This window comes from Glycomyces sp. MUSA5-2 (assembly GCF_037034145.1).
Taxonomy (GTDB): domain Bacteria; phylum Actinomycetota; class Actinomycetes; order Mycobacteriales; family Micromonosporaceae; genus Glycomyces; species Glycomyces artemisiae.
The window spans coordinates 142,062-161,679 of sequence record NZ_JBAGKG010000004.1 but is presented as its reverse complement, the minus strand read 5'-3'; the positions used below and the strand labels follow the sequence as shown (position 1 = coordinate 161,679).

Below are 19,618 nucleotides of genomic sequence, written 5' to 3'. Positions count from 1 at the left end.
TGGCTGGTCGGCGAAATGGCAGCCCAAGCGGCCATGGGCAATGTGGAGCAATTCCTCCGCGTCGCAGTCTTGGGCCGCACCTCGACCAAGGACCTCCAAGACCCGACCATCTCACTCCCGCGCCAATTCAACGCGTGCGAGAAGAACCTTCCGCCAGGGGCGCAGATCGTCGCTTTCTACTACGACATCGAGAGCGGTCGCACCGATCTCGACCGACGGGGCATGGGCAACGCCCACGAGCAGTTCGACATCCCGATTCCCCGCACCGGCGGCATCAAGGACCTCCTTCGCGATGCCCGACGTCGCGATCGGGGCTTCGATATCGTCATGTGCGAGTCGATCGATCGCCTCGCCCGCATCACCTACTTTTCGACTCGCATCGAGCACGAGCTTGAAGAACTAGGCGTCGCGCTCCTGGCGGCCGACGAACCGGTCGTCGCCACGCGGCGCAAGCTCAAGAACGCCACCACCGTTCTCACGCGGCGAGTCAAGCAGGGGATCAGCGAGTGGTACGTCCTCGATCTGATGGAGAAGTCCTGGGGCGGTACCGAAGTCCACACTCAGGCAGGGTTCAACATCGGGAAGCCGCTGTACGGGTACCAGGCGAATCGCACGCCGCACCCGGTAGCTGAGAAACGTGCCGCAGGCATCTCGAAGACCAGGCTTGAGATCGACCCGACACGGGCCGCGGTCGTGCGCCGCATCTTCGAACTGCGCATCGGCAGAAGCGCTGGCTACGAGGCCATTGCGGCGATCCTGAACGAAGACCTGGCGCTCAATCCGCCGCCCGAACCGTCCAACCCTGCTCGCGCCCGGGGGGACTGGTGCGGTGCGACGGTCCGCGAGATCCTGCGCAACCCGAAGTACACCGGCTACATGGTCTGGAACCGGCACGCGACTAAGAGTGGCGGCAACCGCATCAACCCCATGAACGAATGGGTCTGGTCGCCCGAACCCACACACGAGGCGATCATCAGCCCCGAGCAGTTCAGCGCCGCCCAGCAAGCCTCCGGCTACCACGCGCGGCGCCGCAACAAGAGCACCGAACAGCACCAACGCCCCGACTACCGGCTGCGTTCGATCATCCGATGCGGGCTGTGCGGGCTGCGCATGTACGGCACGCCCCGCAAAGAGCGCATCTACTACTCGTGCCACCCCAAGCGCGGGTCACGCCCTGACGGCCACCCGGCCGCGACCTACCTGCGCGAGGACCTCGCCGAGCGGGTCATCGAGAAGTTCCTGGACAGCTACCTGCTCGGGGCGCAGCGAACCGGCCGCCTCCGGGCGCTCGCCGACCAACTCGAAGCAGCCGACGCAACCGAGTTGGAGCGGGAGCGCGACACCCTTGCTGCCGCCCTGGCAGACTCGGAGAAACGGAAGTCGAAACTCGTGCGGGTGTTCGAGCTCGCTGAGGACTTCGACAACGACCTCATCCAAAGCGTGGTGGAGCGCCAGCGGCAGCTCGCTCAAGAGCGCCACGGTCTCCGAACCAGAATCGAGACGATCGAGGAGAGTCTTCGCAGCAAGCCGGATGTCCGGATCGTCGACGCGTTCCCGTGCGACAAGATCGACACCGACCGCCTGCCCGCGGACAAGCTTCGTCGGCTCTTGCAGGCGTTCAGGGTGGAGCTGGTACACCAGCCCGAAGCCCAAGAGCTGACCTGTCACGCCACCGTCACGCCTACGCTCGCGGAAATAGTGCGAACGTTGCTGAATGAGGTGGAAAACGTGCAAGAAGGCGAAAAACCCGCACAACCAGCGGTTGCTGTGCGGGTTAATGACGTAGCCCGGGTGGGATTCGAACCCACACTGTACGGGTTTTGAATCCGTCTTCTCTGCCAGTTGGAATACCGGGCCGGGGTCCTGCCTGTGCGGGGCGGGGCCGGTGTGAATGATACCTGGGGGGCGGTCGGGACGGGGGATGGGTCAGGTCAGTTGGGTTCTGAGGTCGGCTGCCGCGGTGAGAGTGGGGGCGAGGGCGGTGCGGTCGCCGGGGGTGAGGGGGACGGCGGCGAGGCGGTCGAGGAGTTCGAGGGCGCGGGGGCGGTCGTCGGTGCGGGCGGCGAGGTCGGCGCGGTAGGCGAGGGCTTCGGCGAGTTCGGTGGCGGGGGTGTCGGCGGCTTTGGCGAGGGTCGCGTCGAGGATTCTCGCGGCTTGGGCGGTGTCGCCTTTGGCGTCGCCCAGGACGATCGCCCGTTCGAGGAGCTTGCCGAGCTTGCTGACGCGCTGGGGAGCCGCGTCCTCGTCCTCGTCGGCCGGGAAGAAGCGGATCACGTTGCCGCCCGGATCGACCAGGGAGAAGCCCGCGCGGTTGCCGGTGTTGGCGCGCTTGCGGGGGCGGGTGACGCGGGGGATGCCGGCGACGAGGAGCTTGCCGTGCTCGGCGCGCATGCCCGCGGCGAAGCGGTCGAAGAGGGCGCCGGTGTCGGGGACGATGACGATGCAGGTGCCGTAGGTGTTCTCGGGGTCGAGGTCGTCGACGCCGTAGAAGTGGAGCTGGATGTCGTCCATGACGACCACCGTGTACGGGTTCGGCCGGGTCTGGTGGAGCGTCTCGGTGAAGCCGAGCGTCCGGTAGAACGCGGCGGTCTCGTCGATGGATCGGCACGGGAGCAGGGGGATCGTCTTCTCACCGGTCATGCGGAGGCTCCTGTTCGATTGCGGCGCTGAGGGTGTCGAGGAGGGCCCGGGCGGCGGCGACCGCGTCGGGGTCGAGGCGCGCGGCGAGGCGGTCGGCCCATTCGGCATGGCGGCGTTCGACGTCGGCGAGCGCGCGCAGGCCCGCGGGCGTGGGGGCGATGAGCTTCGCGCGGCGGTGGCGCGGGTTGTCGCGAAGCTCGGCGAGGCCGTCGCGGACGAGGGCGTCGGCCGTCTGCTGGACGCTCTGGCGGCGCAGCCCCATGAGGCGGGCCACGTCGGCGACGGTGCGCGCCTCGGTGTCGACGAAGCCGAGGACCTGCCAGCGCGCGCTAGTGAGCCTCGCGGGCCGCGCGAGGTCGTCCCCGGCGGCGATGAGCGCGCCGTTGGCGCGGAACACGCCGATGATCAGCTCGGACACCGCGAGCGCGCGCGGACTCAGTTCCTCCACGCGCGCAAGGCTAGCAGCACTTGACAGGTACCTGTCAATCGAGTCGGCGGGCCTCCGGGTCGGGCCCCTGGGCGGCCCGGCCGCCGTCCACGGGAAGGACCGCCCCGGTGACGAACGAGGCGGCGTCGGAGAGGAGGTACGCCACGGCGTCCGCAACCTCGGCGCCCTCGCCCGCGCGGCCCAGCGGGTGCAGTTCCCGCATCCGGAGAGCGAAGGCCTCGCGGTCGGGCACGGCGTCCATCCGCTCGGTCGCGATCGACCCCAGCGCGACCGCGTTGACCCGGATGCCGAGCGGCCCGTAGTCCACCGCGAGCGCCCGCGTCAGCCCCTCGACCGCGGCCTTCGCCGTCGCATACGGCAGCGCGCAGCCGACGGCGCGCTGCGCCTGGTGCGAGGACACGTTGACGACCGCCCCGCCCGTGCCGGCGGCCAGGAACGCCCGCACCGCCGCGGCAGCGCCCGCCAGGCACGGCTGGAGGTTCGCCCGGATCAGCTCCGCGACCGCCGCGCCGCCGGCCTCGTGCAGCCACGCGTCGCGGAACACCGCCGCGTTGTTCACCCAGCCGCGCAGCGTCCCCAGGGACGCCGCGGCCTCCGCGGCCCGGGCGGCGACCGCGTCCTCGCCGGCGTCGCCCACGACCACCGCCGCGCGCCCGGCCGCGGCGAGCGGCTCCAGCCACGGCACCGGCGCCGTCTCCACCACCACGACCGCGTCCCCGCCGTCGAGCAGCCGCTCCGCGACCGCCCGCCCGACCCCGCGCCCGCCGCCCGTCACGACCACTGCCCGTCCCATGCGTCGAGCCTAAGCCGACGACGTCGCAGGCGATGCGGGCCAGCGTCCGCGTCGCCCAGCGGGTCACCGCCGGATTCGACTCCGCGTAGTACCAGGCGGCGCCGATGGACTGGACGAACGCGAAGGCGCGGGCGCGGTCCCACTCGGATTCGGCGGGGGCGAGGGCGTCGCGGAAGGTGCGGCGCGGGCCCGCGTCGAGGAGGTGCCAGGCGGCGATGAGGTCCAGGGCCGGGTCGGCGGGGCCGAGGCCGCCCACGTCGAGGACGCCGACGAGGCGGCCCTCGCGCAGGAGCACGTTGCCGGGGATGAGGTCGCTGTGGCTCATCACGTCGGGCGCCGTGCCGCGCGGCAGGTCCCGCATCCCGGACCACAGGCGGCGCATGAGCGCCACGTCGAGCAGCTCCTCGCTTTCGATGAGGCACCGCTGCACCCACTCTTCATGGGTCGCAAGCACGCCGCCCCGGCCGCTCCCGGAGAAGCGGCGGCCCTCGGTGGGGATCGACCGCACGTCGCGGACGAACTCGGCCAGGTCCGCCGCCAATCCATGGGACGCACCGGGATCGCCCTCCGCCGTCTCGCCGGGCAGCCACGTCTGCACCGACCACGGCAGCGGATACCCCGCGCCCGGCGCGCCGATCGCCAGCGGCTTCGGCGTCGGGAAACCCGTGCGGCCCAGCAGCTCCCGGGCCGCGTCGGCCTCAGCTTCGAGCGCGCGCCGTGCCTCCGCCGGGTCGGCCGGCTGGAGCGGGAACCGCGCGGCCAGGTCCTCGCCGACGCGGAAGATCGCGTGCACCGTCCCCGACGAGGCCACCGGGGACACCGGCAGGCCCCGCCACCGCGGGAACTGGGCGTCGATCAGCTCCTGAACTGCGGCAACGGGAACGAACAGCTGGTCGTCGTGCATCTGCATGGGCAGAGCCTCGCACCGCCCGGGCCGGGCGGCAACCGGGTTTCCCGGGACCGGAGGATGGCGGGCACAGTGGAGGTGTGGGAGCCTGGAGGAGTTCACCCCTGGGCGTTGAGGAGACCGGAATGTCGTCGGCGCAAGCGAAGGATGAGATCCGACACCGCGTGTGGTCGCTCCTGGAGCGCCAAGGCGCCGCCGAAGGGGACCCGGCCGGGCGCATACCCCGCTTCCAAGGCGCGAGCGAAGCCGCCGAGCGCCTCGCCGCCACCGACCACTGGCGCGGCGCCAACGCCGTCAAGGTCAACCCCGACCGCGCCCAGCACCAGGTGCGCGCGCTGGCCCTCGGCGCCTCCAAGGCCACCTACATGGCCGTCCCGAAACTCGCGCTCGACCAGCCGTTCTACCTGCTGAACTCGCTGCTGCCGAGCTACACGCCCGACGAGGCCGCCACGCGCGACGCCGCCGAGGCGCACAGCCTCCTCGTCGGCGTCGAGGCGATGCAGCGGCTCGACCTGGTCGTCTCCGGGTCCGTCGCCGTCAACCGCGACGGCGCCCGGATCGGCAAGGGCCGCGGGTACGCCGACATCGAGTACGGGATGCTCACCGAGGCCGGGCTCATCGACGACCGCACCGTCATCGCCACCACCGTCCACGACCTCCAGGTGCTCGACGAGCCGATCCCCGAGGAGCCGCACGACTTCCGCGTCGACCTCGTCGTCACCCCGACCCGGATCATCCGCTGCCCGCGCACCCGCCGCCCGCACGGGCTCCACAAAGACCGGCTCACCGCCGAGCAGCTCGCCGAGATCCCGCTCCTCGACGCGCTCATGGCGAACACTCGCGGCGGCCCCGGTGAGGGGTAGTGCGGCTCACGTTTCGGCCCTGGCGTCCGAAACGCTCGCCATAGGAACGTGCGGACGTAACACGCGGCGGCTAAGCTAGCGTCCGGACGTGCCGCGATTCCCGCACGACCCACCGTCCAGACGCGCATGAAAGGTACGGACCCGCATGACGAGCAAGGCCGCCGAGGAGCCGCGCAAGCGCGTGCTCATCGCCGAAGACGAGGGGCTCATCCGCCTCGACCTGGCCGAGATGCTCACCGAGGAGGGCTATGAGGTGGTAGCCGAGGCCGCCGACGGCGAAGCCGCCGTGCGCCTCGCCCAGGAGCACCTGCCCGACCTGGTCATCTGCGACATCCAGATGCCTATCATGGACGGTCTCCAGGCCGCCGAGAAGATCGTCTCCGCGCGCATCGCGCCGGTCGTGATCCTCACCGCCTTCTCCCAGCGCGACCTCATCAGCCGGGCCACCTCCGCCGGGGCCATGGCCTACCTGGTCAAGCCCTTCCAGAAGTCCGACCTGGTCCCCGCGATCGAGCTGTCGCTCACGCGCTTCGCCGAGATGACCGCCTTGGAGAAGGAGGTCGAGAACCTCACCGAGCGGCTCGAAGTCCGCAAGCTCGTCGACCGCGCCAAGGGCCTCCTCATGACCCAGTACGGCATGGCCGAGCCCGACGCGTTCCGCTGGATCCAGCGCGCCGCCATGGACCACCGCCTGTCCATGCGCGCCGTCGCCGAGCGCGTCATCGCCGAAGCCGAGCAGAAGGAAGCCCAGGAAGCCGAGTAGGCGACCCGCATTCCACGGGGCCCGCGATCCGCCGGATCGCGGGCCTTCGGCGTACCGCGGCCACGCCGTCGCCGGACTTGCCCCGATCCTGTCGGACCCACTCGATAGGCTCGGGGGCGTGACCGCTTCGCAATCCCGCCTGCTCCTGATCGACGGCCATTCGATGGCCTACCGCGCGTTCTTCGCCCTGCCGGCGGAGAAGTTCGCCACCGACGACGGGCAGGTGACCAACGCCGTCTACGGCTTCGCCTCGATGCTCATCAACCTGCTCAAGGCCGAGGAGCCCACGCACGTCGCGGTCGCCTTCGACGTCTCCCGCCACTCGTTCCGCACCGACGAGTACGCCGCCTACAAGGACGGCCGCGGCGCCACGCCCGACGAGTTCAAGAGCCAGATCCCCATCATCAAGCAGCTCCTCGACGCCTTCGGCATCGCCTGGCTCACCAAGGAGACCTTCGAGGCCGACGACATCATCGCCACCCTCGCCACCCAAGGCGAGGCCGCCGGGCTCGCCACCCTCATCTCCTCGGGCGACCGCGACGCCATCCAGCTCGTCAACGACGCCGTCACCCTCCTCTACCCGGTCAAGGGCGTCACCGAGCTCGCCCGGTACACGCCCGAGGCCGTCGAGGAGAAGTACGGCGTCACCCCCGAGCGCTACCGCGACCTCGCCGCCCTCGTCGGCGAGAAGGCCGACAACCTCCCCGGCATCCCCGGCGTCGGCCCCAAGACCGCCGCGAAGTGGATCACCAAGTACGGCTCCCTCGACGGCCTCGTCGCGAAGGCCGACGAGATCACCGGCAAGGCCGGGCAGAGCCTGCGCGACCACCTCGACGACGTCATGCGCAACCACCGCCTCAACCGCCTCGTCACCGACGTCGAGCTCGACAAGGCCGTCGCCGACCTCGAATGGCACGGCTGGGACGTCGCCGAGACCAACAGCCTCTTCGACGCCCTCCAGTTCCGCGCCCTCGGCGACCGGCTCAACGCCAACCTCGCCGACAAGGCCGTCGGCGCCGCCGTCGCCCCCGTCGCCGAGACCGCCCAGGTCGAGACCGCCGTGCTCGTCCCCGGCGGCCTCGCCGCCTGGCTCGGCGAGCGCACCGGCGACGTCGCCGTCGCCTTCACCGGCACCTTCGCGTCCGGCGCCGGGTCCTTCGACACCATCGCCCTCGCCGAAGGCGGCCAGGCCCTGTGGTTCGAGCCCCCGCAGCTCGACGCCGAGGACGAGCGATCCTGGACCGCCTGGCTCGCCGACCCCCTCAAGCCGAAGCTCGTCCACGACGCCAAGGCGTTCCTGTGGGGCGCCGACGCCGCGGGCTGGCCCGAGCCCGCCGGGCTCAAGGCCGACACCATGATCGCCGCGTACCTCCTCAAGCCCGAGCAGCGCTCCTACGCGCTCGGCGACCTCGCGATGCAATACCTCGGCCGCGAACTGGAGACCGCCCAGACCGCCGCCGACGACGGGGCCCTGTTCAGCGACGCCGCGCTCGCCGGCCAGCCCGCGGACGACGACACCGCCCGAGTCAACGCCGACTGCACCGCCGCCGCGGTCGTCGCCGAGCTCGCCGCCGAGCAGTCGAAGCGCCTGGAGCAGCGCCACCAGGCCGCGCTCGCCGACGACCTGGAGTTCCCGATCATCGGCGTGCTCGCGCGCATGGAGATCACCGGGATCGCCGCCGACGAGGGCCACTTCGCCGACATCGAGTCCGGGTTCGCCGCGCAGTCGAAGGACGCCACCGACCGCGCCCACGAGATCGTCGGCCGCCCCTTCAACGTCGGCTCGCCCAAGCAGCTCCAGGAGATCCTCTTCGAGGAGCTGAAGATGCCGAAGACCAAGCGCACCAAGACCGGGTACACCACGAACGCCGAGGCGCTCCAGCAGCTCCTGGTCAAGACCGGGCACCCGCTCCTGGAGCAGCTGCTGCGCTTCCGCGACGTCGAGAAGCTCAAGCAGATCGTCGCCACGCTGCGCGCCACGATCCAGACCGACGGGCGCATCCACACCACGTTCCACCAGACCGTCGCCGCCACTGGGCGCCTCTCGTCCGCCGACCCGAACCTCCAGAACATCCCGGTCCGCTCCGAGGCCGGGCGCGCGATCCGCGCCGGGTTCGTCGTCTCCGAGGGCTTCGAGTCGCTCATGACCATCGACTACAGCCAGATCGAGATGCGGATCATGGCGAGCCTCACCGGCGACGAGGGCCTGATCGACGCGTTCATCGCGGGGGAGGACATCCACTCCGCGGTCGCCGCGAAGGTCTTCGGCGTGGGCCTCGGCGAGGTCTCCGCCGAGCACCGCCGGAAGATCAAGGCCATGTCCTACGGCCTCGCGTACGGCCTGTCGACGTACGGCCTCAGCCAGCAGCTGGGCATCTCCAACGAGGAGGCGCAGCAGCTGTCGGACGACTACTTCGCGCGCTTCGGGAAGGTCCGCGACTACCTGCACCGCGTCGTCGAGGAGGCCCGCAAGACCGGGTACACCGAGACGATCATGGGCCGGCGCCGCTACTTCCCTGACCTGACCTCCGACAACCGCCAGCTCCGCGAGATCGCCGAGCGCGCCGCCCTGAACGCGCCGATCCAGGGCTCCGCGGCCGACATCATGAAGACCGCGATGCTCGGCGTCGACCGGGCGCTGCGCGAGGCGAAGCTCGACTCGCGGGTCATCCTCCAGGTCCACGACGAGCTCGTGTGCGAGGTCGCACCGGGCGAGGCGGAGCGGCTCGAATCACTCGTGCGGGAGCAGATGTCGAACGCCGCCACGCTCGCCGTGCCGCTGACGGTCGCCGCGGGCTTCGGCTCGTCGTGGGAAGACGCTGCCCATTAGCGGTGTCCGTGGACACCAGCCCCTGGCCCGGACTGGCGCGGCATTATCGCGCACGGTAACCTGGACGGGCCTGGGCTTGTCCGCGTCCTCAGCATGGAGCAGGACGCCGCCGGCGGCAAGGGCGGCCCGGGACTGAACCGCGAGTGCGCGCGTCCCCAGGGCGCGGGCGCGAGCCCACGAATGATACGTATCCGGAGCACCAGCCCACATGACGAGCAGCATCGAGGCCACCTCGAGCAACGCTGAGAACAGCACCACGGTCGACGAGAATCTGTCCGACGAGGAGCTCCTCGCCGCGATCGACGCGACCATCAAATACTTCAACGACGGCGATATCGTCGAAGGTACCGTCGTCAAGGTCGACCGGGATGAAGTCCTGCTCGACATCGGCTACAAGACCGAGGGCGTCATCCCCTCGCGCGAGCTGTCGATCAAGCACGACGTCGACCCTGAAGACGTCGTCGCTGTGGGCGATCACGTTGAGGCCCTCGTCCTCCAGAAGGAGGACAAGGAAGGCCGTCTGATCCTCTCCAAGAAGCGCGCCCAGTACGAGCGCGCCTGGGGCACCATCGAGAAGATCAAGGACGAGGACGGCGTCGTCCGCGGCTCGGTCATCGAAGTGGTCAAGGGCGGTCTCATCCTCGACATCGGCCTCCGGGGCTTCCTCCCCGCGTCGCTGGTCGAGATGCGCCGCGTGCGCGACCTCCAGCCGTACGTGGGCCGCGAACTCGAAGCCAAGATCATCGAGCTCGACAAGAACCGCAACAACGTGGTCCTGTCGCGCCGCGCCTGGCTGGAGCAGACCCAGTCCGAGGTCCGCACCGAGTTCCTGCACCAGCTCGCGAAGGGCCAGGTCCGCAAGGGCACGGTCTCCTCGATCGTCAACTTCGGCGCCTTCGTCGACCTCGGCGGGGTCGACGGCCTGGTCCACGTGTCCGAGCTGTCCTGGAAGCACATCGACCACCCGTCCGAGGTCGTCGAGGTCGGTCAGCCGGTCGAGGTCGAGGTCCTGGAAGTGGACCTGGACCGCGAGCGCGTCTCCCTGTCGCTGAAGGCGACCCAGGAAGACCCGTGGCGCCAGTTCGCGCGCACCCACGCGATCGGCCAGATCGTGCCCGGCAAGGTCACCAAGCTCGTCCCGTTCGGCGCGTTCGTCCGCGTCGAGGACGGCATCGAGGGCCTCGTGCACATCTCCGAGCTGGCCGAGCGCCACGTCGAGGTGCCCGAGCAGGTCGTCAAGGTCGGCTCCGACGCCATGGTCAAGGTCATCGACATCGACCTGGACCGCCGCCGGATCTCGCTCTCGCTCAAGCAGGCCAACGAGGCCTACGTCGAGAACGAGGAGCAGTTCGACCCGACGCTGTACGGCATGGCCGCGCAGTACGACGACCAGGGCAACTACATCTACCCGGAGGGCTTCGACTCGGAGACCGGCGAGTGGATGGAGGGCTTCGACGAGGCCCGCGAGGAGTGGGAGCGGCAGTACGCCGAGGCCCGCACCCGCTGGGAGGAGCACGGCAAGCAGATCGCCGAGCGCGTCATCACCGAGGCTCCGGCCAAGCCCGCCGAGGGCGAAGCCGCACCGAAGGGCGACAAGGGCGCCAAGAAGGCCACTTCCGAGAAGAAGTCGGCCCCCGCGGAGCCCCAGGGCACGCTGGCCACCGACGAGGCGCTCGCGGCTCTCCGCGAGAAGCTCGCCGGCAACTAGCAGCCGTCACTCTTTCAACTGACAGACCACTGCCCGTCCCAGGCCGTTCGCCCGGGGCGGGTAGTGTTTTATCTGTGCTTAACGTCGCATTGACCGGTGGCATCGGAGCCGGTAAGAGCACGGTCGCGAAGCAGCTCGCAGAGCTCGGGGCGCGCGTCATCGACGCCGACGCCCTCTCCCGCGAAGTCGTCGCCCCCGACACGGAGGGCCTCGCCGCGGTGGTCTCACGCTTCGGCCCCGAGGTCCTGACCCCGGAGGGCGCGCTCGACCGCGCGAAACTCGCCGAGATCGTCTTCGACTCCGCGCCCGCGCGGGCCGAACTCGAAGCGATCGTCCACCCGCGCGTCCGCGCCCGGGCCCGCGAGATCACCGACTCCCTGCCCGACGACGCCATCGTCGTCCAAGACATCCCGCTCCTGGCCGAGACCGGCCAGGCGCCCGGCTTCCACCTCGCCATCGACGTGGAGGCGCCGCGAGAGCTCCGGCTCGAACGGCTCGCCGCGCGCGGCCTCGACCGCGCCGACGCCCTCAGAAGGATCGACGCCCAGGCGTCCGACGCCGACCGCCGCGAGGTCTGCGACGTCGTCCTCTCCAACGACCACGACGTCCACGAGCTCGAACGGCGCGTTGCCCTGCTGTGGGACGAGCGCATCAAGCCGTTCGCGGAGAACCTCCAGAACGAGCGGTACGAGCCCCGGCCCGAGAAGCTCCAGCTCGTCGAGACCGACCCGGCCTGGGCGCACCGCTTCGAGCACCACGCCGCGCGCCTGCGCCGCGTCATGGGCCCCAGCGCGGTCCGCATCGACCACGTCGGCTCGACCGCCGTCCCGGGCCTGCCCGCCAAGGACGTCGTCGACATCCAGGTCACCGTGGTGTCGCTGCACATCGTCGACGCGTTCGCCGAGGCCCTCGGCGACGCCGGGTACTTCGGCAAGGTCGCCTACGACTCGCCCAAGCCCGGGCACCCGGACATCGAGCAGTGGGAGAAGCGCTTCTACGGCTCCGCCGACCCCGGCAACATCGCGCACCTCCACTTCCGGTCGATCGACGCGCCCGGCCAGCGGTACGCGCTGCTGTTCCGCGACTGGCTCCGCGCCGACGCGCAGGCCCGCGCCGAGTACGCGCACGTCAAGGGCGCGCTCGCCGCGAAGTTCGACTCCACGCGCGAGTACACCGAGGCCAAGGAGCCCTGGTTCGACCGCGAGGGCTGGCCCCGCGCCAACCGCTGGGCCGAGGAGCACGGCTGGCACGCGCCGCTCTGCTAGCGACCGGACACGGACAGGACCCGCGAGCGTCTCGCGGGTCCTTTGTCGTGTCCGGATCTCCCATCGGTGACCCGCGGTGATAGCCAGATGACGGAAAATGCCGTTCCTACTGCGGTGTCCGATTCTGTTACGATGAACAGTCGCGTTCGATTGCCGATCGACGACACCCCTCCCGACCCGGCCGCGGATACCGGTGATTCGCGGGCGAGTCCGGTCCGACTCTTCGACCACCACAGAAAGTCACCAGACCACAATGGATATTCCAGCAGGTCCGGCCGCTCCGACCGCCCCCGCCTCCGGCCCGGGCCGTCGCAGTCGCCACGCCAAGCCGCGCCGCCTCCGCGGCGGCGTGCTCGGAAGGATCACCTTCGGACGGCGGAGCGCCCGTTCGGAGTGCAGGCACATCGACACGAGGATCTCGGAGCCGCGCGACGTGCAGCGCGACGCCGAGGCCACCATCCGCGACATGAAGCAGAACAGCGAGGACCGCGACCGCGCCGTCCACGACCTCGCCCACGGCCCCGGGGCCGGCGAGGCGTCCCGCTGGCTCCTGTGCAACGCGATCCAGAACCACGACCTGAGCCAGGACCACCGCCTCGCACTGGCCGAGGAGTACCTCCGCTGCCTCCCCGAGGAGGCCTCCGAAGCGCTCCTGCGCTTCGCCCTCGACGTCGCCAACGACCCGTTCTCGCGCCTCGCGGCCGCCCGCCGGATCCCCGGCGAGGACCGCCGGCGCCTCGCGATCCTCGTGATCGCGACCGCCGCCGGGCTCGACGTCGAATGCCGCCTCCAGGCCGCGATCGCGCTCGTGCCCCTGGCGCTGCGCGACGCCGAGGAGGTGCTCAAGGGGCTCGCCACCGACGCCGCCCGCGGCTTCGAGATCCGGCTGGAGGCCGCCCGCCGCTGGGCGGAGCTCAACCGGATCGCCGCGATCGAGGTGCTCTGGAGGATCGTGAGTGCGACCGAGGCCCCGTGGCTCTGGCGGATCGCGGCCGCCGTGGAACTGGTGCACCTGCGCGTCCGGGCGGCCAAGGGCCTGCTCCTGGAGTGGATGGAGAACCGGGAGCTCCCCGAGGAGATGCACACGCACCTCATCGCGACCCTCCGCAGGCTCGACCTCCAGCGCGCCGCCTAGCGCCCGACGCGCGACGGGCCCGGCCGATGGCCGGGCCCGCGTCGTCTCGCCTTGCGGCTCAGCCGATCTGGTCGGCGACCTCCCACGGGACGGCGACCATCGGGTAGTCCTCGTAGGCCACCTCGGCGCTCGCGACCCCGTAGTACGTCATCATCTCGACCTCGGTGAGGCGGTCGTCGGCCAGGTGGTACCGGTACGCCGACCGGCCCGCCTCGGCCTGCGCGTCGCCGTTGACGGGGAACTCGACCACGTACTCCGGCTCGTCCTCGGTGCCGTCGGTGCGCAGCAGCCGCGCGTCGGCGGCCATCCGCTCCTCGTCGTCGGGCTCCTCCGCGGCCATCTCCAGCAGCCGGTACACCAGCGACTCGACCGGGCCGAAGCTGTCGGCGACGTCCTCGTCGCTCAGCTTGTGGACCTCCCAGCCCTCCGCGGGCGGCGTCTCGGGCAGCTCGCCGTCCTCGACCGCGAGGGTCGCGAACCCGCCCGGCCGCGCCAGCATGAGCCGCTGCCCGTCCGGGTCCTCCAGGTGCAGGTACGCGGTCATCGTGCGCCAGTCGACCGACCCGAACCCGGTCGCGACCTGCCCGTCGGCGACGGGCACGGACAGCTCGACCTCCGAGGACCGCTCCCAGTTCTCGTACCTGACCTCGCTGATCGCCTCCGCGAGGTCCTCGTCCACCTCGGCGGGCGCGATGGCCGGGCCGCCGAGGAGGTCGACCGGGTCGAGCCCGGCGGGGTCGACCGCGACATCGCGCAGGAAGTCCACGGCCGAGAGGCTCTCGGCGCCCGTGTTCACCTGGAACCGGCGCAGTACGCCCTCGCCGTCGATGGAGTACAGGGCCTCCGGGGCCGCCGCGGCGGTCTCGTCGGCGGCGGGCTCGCCCGTCTCCACCATGATCGGCGCCCGGAACGAGTCCACCGGCTCGCCGTCGATGATCCCCTCCTCGCGCCAGGTCGCGTCCTCGGCCAGCTCGGCCGGGTCGTCCGCGTCCGCCGCGGTCAGCGTGAACAGGGACGACACGAGGATGTCGAGGGTCGTCTCCAGCGGCGACCCGGCGCCCGAGAGCATCGCCCGGGTCGTCCAGCCGTCCTCCGGGACCGTGGCGGCCGCGAACGCGGCCTCGTCGTCGGCCCGCGAGGCCATCAGCCCCGGCACGGCCTGGACCAGCGTGTACGAGCCGTCGTCGGCCGGGACGCGCGCGTACACCATCGGCACCCGCCAGTCCATGTACCCGTCGACGACGAGCGTCTCGCCGTCGACCGGCAGGCTCATCCGCAGCGCGACGGGATCGGCGTCGTGGTTCTTCTGGCGCATCGACGCCAGCAGCGCGGCCTCGTCCTCGCTGACCGGGCGCTCGGCCTGCGAGTTCCCCGGACTGCACGAGACGGCGAACCACCCGGCGATCGCGACCGCGGTGATGATGGCGACGACCCACAGCAGGGCCGACTTGAACGGAATCGAGGTAGTGGAGCTCACGCAGGGACCAACGATCCTGCGCCCGAAAAGTCACCCTCGGAGCGGAGGAGTGTCGGACCCCGGGGTTACCGTTGGGCCGTGGCTTTCGATATTCCGCGCGCCGACGGGCGCTTCGAGGTGGTCAGCGAGTACGAGCCGTCAGGCGACCAGCCGACCGCGATCGCGCAGCTCGCCGACAGGGTCGGCAGCGGCGAGCGCGACACCGTGCTGCTCGGCGCCACCGGCACCGGCAAGTCCGCCACGTCCGCGTGGCTGATCGAGAAGCTCCAGCGCCCCGCGCTGGTGATGGCCCACAACAAGACGCTCGCCGCCCAGCTGGCGAAGGAGTTCCGCGAGCTCCTGCCGAACAACGCCGTCGAGTACTACGTCTCCTACTACGACTACTACCAGCCCGAGGCGTACGTCGCCCAGACCGACACCTACATCGAGAAGGACGCCTCGATCAACGAGGAGGTCGAGCGGCTGCGCCACCGCGCCACCTACTCGCTGCTGACCCGCCGCGACGTCGTGGTGGTCGCCACGGTCTCGGCGATCTACGGCCTCGCCACGCCCGCCGAGTACCTCGAACAGGCCACCGAGGTGAGCGTCGGCCAGGAGTGGGAACGCGACAAGCTGCTGCGCCGCCTCGTCGACGTCCAGTACGCGCGCAACGACATCGCGTTCACCCGCGGCACCTTCCGGGTCCGCGGCGACACGATCGAGATCATCCCGGCGTACGAGGAGCTGGCGATCCGGATCGAGATGTTCGGCGACGAGATCGACCGGCTCTACTACCTGCACCCGATCACCGGCGACGTCATCCGCGAGGTCGACCGGGTCCTCATCTTCCCCGGCTCGCACTACGCCACCGGCGACGAGCGGATGCGCCGCGCCATCCGCGACATCGAAGTCGAACTCGAAGAGCGCCTGACGGAGCTGGAGTCCCAGGGCAAGCTCCTGGAGGCCCAGCGGCTGCGGATGCGCACCGTGTTCGACCTGGAGAACATGAAGCAGACCGGCACCTGCAACGGCATCGAGAACTACTCGCGGCACATCGACGGCCGCCCCGCCGGGTCGCCGCCGCACACGCTCCTCGACTACTTCCCCTCGGACTTCGTGACCATCATCGACGAGTCGCACCAGACCGTCCCGCAGATCGGCGCGATGAGCGAGGGCGACGCCTCCCGCAAGCGCAACCTGGTCGAGCACGGCTTCCGCCTCCCCAGCGCGCAGGACAACCGGCCGCTGCGCTTCGACGAGTTCCGCGAGCGCGTCGGCCAGTCGGTGTACCTGTCGGCCACGCCCGGCAAGTGGGAGCTGGAGCAGACCGGGAACAAGTTCGTCGAGCAGGTCATCCGGCCCACGGGCCTGGTCGACCCGCACGTGGAGGTGCGGCCCACGAAGGGCCAGATCGACGACCTCATGTTCGAGATCCGCGAGCGCGCGAAGAAGGACGAGCGGGTCCTGGTGACCACCCTCACCAAGAAGATGGCCGAGGACCTCACGGACTACTTCCTCGACAACGGCATCCGCGTGCGGTACCTGCACTCGGAGGTCGAGACGCTGCGCCGCGTCGAGCTGCTGGGGGAGCTGCGCCGCGGCGACTACGACGTGCTCGTCGGCATCAACCTCCTCCGGGAGGGCCTCGACCTGCCGGAGGTGTCGCTCGTGGCGATCCTCGACGCCGACAAGGAGGGCTTCCTGCGCTCGGCGACCTCGCTGATCCAGACGATCGGGCGCGCGGCCCGCAACGTCTCGGGCACGGTCCTGATGTACGCGGACAACCTCACCGACTCGATGAAGGCCGCGCTCGACGAGACCGACCGGCGCCGCGAGAAGCAGGTGGCCTACAACCTGGAGCACGGCATCGACCCGCAGCCGCTGCGCAAGCGCATCGGCGACATCATGGAGGACCTGTACGACTCCGCGGCCGAGACCGCGAAGCTCGTCGCCGCCGAGCGGCCCGTCCGCGGGAAGAGGACCGACGCGAAGGGCGCGGGCAAGGTGCGCTCCGAGATCGTGCAGCAGATCGACGAGCGCAACGAGCAGATGCTCACCGCCGCAAGGGAACTGCGCTTCGAACTGGCGGCGGCGTACCGCGACGAGATCGCCGACCTGAAGCGGGAGCTGCGGGAGATCGACGCGGCCGGAGGCTGACACGGCGACGGGCCCGCGCGGGGAATGCGCGGGCCCGTGCCGGTGTTGTGCCGAGGGTGCTAGTCGATGTCGACTGCATGCTCCACGAACGGCGGCTCCGCGAAGAACGGGCCGATCGCCTCGCGCCATTTCGGGAACCGGTCGGTCTCGCGGAAGCCCTGCTCGTGGGCCTCGACGGAGTCCCATTCGATGAGGAGCACGAACCGGGAGGGGTTCTCGACCCCCTGGGTCATGCGGATGGAGCGGCACCCGGGGGAGGCCTCGACGAACGCGCGGGCGCCGCGGTACGCCTCCTTGAAGGCGTCCTCCTGCCCGGGGGTGATCTTGATTTCAGCGACTTCCAGAACCATGCGCGGAGCGTCCCACAAGGCTCACGGATCGCCGCAGGTCAGGAGTACTGTCGAGAGAGAAGTCACAAATCCGACTGATGACAAGTCGGGTTCCGGCAGGCAGAATAAGCCTGTCTGTTCAAAATCAGGTATGTGGGGAGTATCCCGCAGCGCACAGCGCTGTTAGCGTCGTCGTCAATGCACGGGACCGCGATCGGTCCCCGGTGACGCTGGTCCCAGGGGGATCGGGAGAGACCATGTGACCCTCCAAAGACCAAGGAAGGCAACACATTGGAACTCCCGGCCTGGGCATGGGCGCTGACCATGGCAGGACTGGCGTCGGTGGTCGTGTTCGACCTCGTGATGGCGGTCCGCAACCCCCACAAACTCTCCACGAAGGAATCGGCCACCTGGGCCGGCGTCTACGTCAGTGCCGCGCTGCTCTTCGGCGCCCTCATCTTCTTCACGCAGGGCGCGACTTACGGCGGGCAGTTCTACGCGGGCTATCTCACCGAGCTCGCCCTCTCCGTGGACAACCTCTTCGTCTTCCTGCTCATCATCCAGGCGTTCCGCGTCCCGGACAAGCTCCAGTCGCGGGTGCTGCTGGTCGGCATCGTCCTCTCGATCATCCTGCGCGGCGGCTTCATCGCGGTCGGCTCGGTGCTCATCGAGCAGTTCAGCTGGGTCTTCCTGATCTTCGGCGCGATCCTCATCTGGACCGCGTGGGGCCAGCTCAAGGGCGACGACGACCACGAGGAGGGCATGCCGCAGAACCGCTTCATGAAGTTCGCGGAGTCGAAGCTCCGGGTCGCCCCCGACTACGACGCCGGGCGCCTGACCACCCGCATCGACGGCGTCAAGTTCGTGACCCCGCTGCTGCTGGCGATGCTCGCGATCGGCTCCACCGACATCCTGTTCGCGCTCGACTCGATCCCGGCGATCTTCGGCCTGACGCAGGAGCCGTACCTGGTCTTCACCGCCACGATCTTCGCGCTCATGGGCCTGCGGCAGCTGTACTTCCTGCTCGCGGCCCTGCTGAAGTCGCTGCGGTACCTGTCGCTGGGCCTGGCCGCGATCCTCGGCTGGATCGGCGTCAAGCTCATCCTGCACGGCCTGCACGAGAATCAGCTCCCGTTCATCAACGGCGGCGAGCACCTCGACGCGATCCCCGAGATCCCGACCGCGCTGTCGCTGGGCGTCATCGCGGGCGTCCTCATCGCGGTCATCGCGACGAACGGCATCCTCCTGCGCCGCGAGGGCAAGACCTGGAAGGAGCTGTTCGAGGAGGCCGAGCGCGAGCAGCACGTCCCGGCCACCGCGGGCGCCGAGAAGGTCTGACACCAGTACATGCAACGGCCCGCCTCCCTTTCGGGGAGGCGGGCCGTTCGCGTTGCGTCCGTTAGGCCCTGACGGGCAGGCGGCGGCACGCGGCGATGCGCGCCAGCTCGGCGTCCTTGAGCGGCTCGGCCACGACCTTGCCGTAGACCGGCGAGGAGAAGATCACCTCGGGCAGGTCGGACTGGCTGCGCTCGGCCATGATCGCCGGGGTCTTCGGGTCGCCGCCGTGGTCGAGGAAGACCAGGTCGCCGGGGTGCAGGTCCTCGAACGCGACGGCCTCGCCGGCCTCGATGAGGGCCGGGCCGAAGCGCGGCACGTCGATCCCGAGCTGGCGGTAGACGATCCACACCAGGCCGGGCGCGTCGATGCCGTAGGCGCTGACGCCGCCGTGCAGGTACGGGATCTCCAGGAGCTGCTGGGCGAGCTTGACGGCGTCGAGGCCCGCGGCGACCAGCGCGGTCGAGGGCGCGGACAGCTCCGCGGCGGGCTCGGCCGTGAGGTCGCGCTGGGGGACCCAGCCGGGCTGGCGCGGGCCGGGGAGGGCCACGGGGACCCAGCCGCGGTACGCCTCGCCGACGACGCGCAGGCGCGTCCCGAGCGTGACGCCGGGGATCGACACGTCGCCGCCGGGCTCGTCGCGCACGGCGGTCGCGGTGGCGCTGACCAGGTACTCGGTGCCGCCGGCGCTGCCGTCGGCCGGGTGCGCGAGCTGGTCGAGCGGGACCCAGCCCGAGGTCTCCTGCGAGGGGCAGGTGACCTCCGCCCAGCCGTCGGCTATGCGCTCGACGTCGACGCGGGTGCCGAGGAGGCACTGGGTCCGCACGCGTCCTTTGAGGCCGTTGGCGCGGATGTCGTTGGTGAGCCTGGCGACCCATTCGCGGATGGCGGACGGCACGCCCAGCGCGAGCCGGTCCTCGGGCCCGGCGGCGGAGGGCTGGGCCCAGAGGGTCGCGACTGCCACGGCGATCAACGCCGGTTGTCCAGGT

16 protein-coding genes, 1 tRNA gene and 1 pseudogene are annotated in these 19,618 nt (G+C 70.5%); 9 read left to right on the top strand and 9 right to left on the bottom strand.

What is annotated here, in order from left to right; all coding sequences use genetic code 11:
• Window positions 1-111: 111 nt before the first annotated feature.
• The gene (locus WA640_RS14390; protein WP_335988472.1) at window positions 112-387 is read right to left on the bottom strand and encodes a hypothetical protein; all 276 of its coding nucleotides are present in this window, start codon (window positions 385-387) and stop codon (window positions 112-114) included.
• On the opposite strand from WA640_RS14390, the gene WA640_RS28870 reads away from it, so the two are divergent.
• The gene (locus WA640_RS28870) at window positions 328-1,824 is read left to right on the top strand and encodes a recombinase family protein (protein WP_442904763.1); all 1,497 of its coding nucleotides are present in this window, start codon (window positions 328-330) and stop codon (window positions 1,822-1,824) included. The two genes, WA640_RS14390 and WA640_RS28870, sit on opposite strands and share 60 nt — an antisense overlap.
• Here WA640_RS28870 and WA640_RS14380 read toward each other — a convergent pair.
• From WA640_RS14380 to WA640_RS28865, 5 genes and pseudogenes are all read right to left on the bottom strand, one after another.
• A tRNA-Leu gene (locus WA640_RS14380) sits at window positions 1,784-1,857 on the bottom strand. The two genes, WA640_RS28870 and WA640_RS14380, sit on opposite strands and share 41 nt — an antisense overlap.
• Window positions 1,858-1,926: 69 nt before the next feature.
• Window positions 1,927-2,640 (bottom strand): hypothetical protein, encoded by a 714-nt coding sequence (locus WA640_RS14375; RefSeq protein WP_335988468.1) that lies wholly within the window; start codon window positions 2,638-2,640, stop codon window positions 1,927-1,929.
• Window positions 2,630-3,088 carry a MarR family winged helix-turn-helix transcriptional regulator gene (locus WA640_RS14370; RefSeq protein WP_335988467.1) on the bottom strand — a complete coding sequence of 153 codons (459 nt, stop codon included), beginning with the start codon at window positions 3,086-3,088 and terminating at the stop codon, window positions 2,630-2,632. The genes WA640_RS14375 and WA640_RS14370 overlap by 11 nt, the downstream gene beginning before the upstream one ends.
• 34 nt (window positions 3,089-3,122) lie before the next feature.
• The gene (locus WA640_RS14365; RefSeq protein WP_335988465.1) at window positions 3,123-3,881 is read right to left on the bottom strand and encodes an SDR family NAD(P)-dependent oxidoreductase; all 759 of its coding nucleotides are present in this window, start codon (window positions 3,879-3,881) and stop codon (window positions 3,123-3,125) included.
• Window positions 3,882-3,903: 22 nt separating this feature from the next.
• Window positions 3,904-4,785: pseudogene (locus WA640_RS28865) on the bottom strand (aminoglycoside phosphotransferase family protein); the annotation flags it as partial.
• Window positions 4,786-4,913: 128 nt separating this feature from the next.
• Between WA640_RS28865 and WA640_RS14355 the strand changes: the two are divergent.
• The 6 genes from WA640_RS14355 (at window position 4,914) to WA640_RS14330 (ending at window position 13,352) form a co-directional block, all read left to right on the top strand.
• Window positions 4,914-5,651 carry a 5-formyltetrahydrofolate cyclo-ligase gene (locus WA640_RS14355; RefSeq protein ID WP_335988462.1) on the top strand — a complete coding sequence of 246 codons (738 nt, stop codon included), beginning with the start codon at window positions 4,914-4,916 and terminating at the stop codon, window positions 5,649-5,651.
• A 145-nt stretch (window positions 5,652-5,796) separates the two neighbouring features.
• Window positions 5,797-6,414, top strand: a complete 618-nt coding sequence (locus WA640_RS14350) for an ANTAR domain-containing response regulator (protein WP_106365251.1) — start codon at window positions 5,797-5,799, stop codon at window positions 6,412-6,414.
• Between the two features lie 118 nt (window positions 6,415-6,532).
• Complete coding sequence (polA, locus tag WA640_RS14345; protein ID WP_335988459.1) at window positions 6,533-9,244, top strand: DNA polymerase I; 2,712 nt, start codon at window positions 6,533-6,535, stop codon at window positions 9,242-9,244.
• A gap of 208 nt (window positions 9,245-9,452) precedes the next feature.
• Window positions 9,453-10,952: a 30S ribosomal protein S1 gene (rpsA, locus tag WA640_RS14340; protein ID WP_106365250.1), complete on the top strand. Its 1,500-nt coding sequence runs from the start codon at window positions 9,453-9,455 to the stop codon at window positions 10,950-10,952.
• Window positions 10,953-11,026: 74 nt separating this feature from the next.
• Complete coding sequence (coaE, locus tag WA640_RS14335; protein ID WP_335988455.1) at window positions 11,027-12,217, top strand: dephospho-CoA kinase; 1,191 nt, start codon at window positions 11,027-11,029, stop codon at window positions 12,215-12,217.
• A gap of 433 nt (window positions 12,218-12,650) precedes the next feature.
• The gene (locus WA640_RS14330; protein WP_106365248.1) at window positions 12,651-13,352 is read left to right on the top strand and encodes a hypothetical protein; all 702 of its coding nucleotides are present in this window, start codon (window positions 12,651-12,653) and stop codon (window positions 13,350-13,352) included.
• A gap of 58 nt (window positions 13,353-13,410) precedes the next feature.
• On the opposite strand, the gene WA640_RS14325 is transcribed toward WA640_RS14330, so the two are convergent.
• Window positions 13,411-14,829, bottom strand: a complete 1,419-nt coding sequence (locus WA640_RS14325; protein WP_335988452.1) for a hypothetical protein — start codon at window positions 14,827-14,829, stop codon at window positions 13,411-13,413.
• A gap of 78 nt (window positions 14,830-14,907) precedes the next feature.
• Here WA640_RS14325 and uvrB point away from each other — a divergent pair, with 78 nt between their 5' ends.
• The gene (gene uvrB / locus WA640_RS14320) at window positions 14,908-16,965 is read left to right on the top strand and encodes an excinuclease ABC subunit UvrB (RefSeq protein ID WP_106365246.1); all 2,058 of its coding nucleotides are present in this window, start codon (window positions 14,908-14,910) and stop codon (window positions 16,963-16,965) included.
• 59 nt (window positions 16,966-17,024) lie between these two features.
• Here the strand turns inward: uvrB and WA640_RS14315 are convergent, their stop codons facing one another.
• The gene (locus tag WA640_RS14315) at window positions 17,025-17,315 is read right to left on the bottom strand and encodes an antibiotic biosynthesis monooxygenase family protein (RefSeq protein WP_106365245.1); all 291 of its coding nucleotides are present in this window, start codon (window positions 17,313-17,315) and stop codon (window positions 17,025-17,027) included.
• A 270-nt stretch (window positions 17,316-17,585) separates the two neighbouring features.
• Here WA640_RS14315 and WA640_RS14310 point away from each other — a divergent pair, with 270 nt between their 5' ends.
• Complete coding sequence (locus WA640_RS14310) at window positions 17,586-18,632, top strand: TerC family protein (protein ID WP_106365244.1); 1,047 nt, start codon at window positions 17,586-17,588, stop codon at window positions 18,630-18,632.
• Between the two features lie 61 nt (window positions 18,633-18,693).
• On the opposite strand, the gene WA640_RS14305 is transcribed toward WA640_RS14310, so the two are convergent.
• Window positions 18,694-19,593 (bottom strand): C40 family peptidase, encoded by a 900-nt coding sequence (locus WA640_RS14305; protein ID WP_219926845.1) that lies wholly within the window; start codon window positions 19,591-19,593, stop codon window positions 18,694-18,696.
• Window positions 19,594-19,618 lie beyond the last annotated feature (25 nt).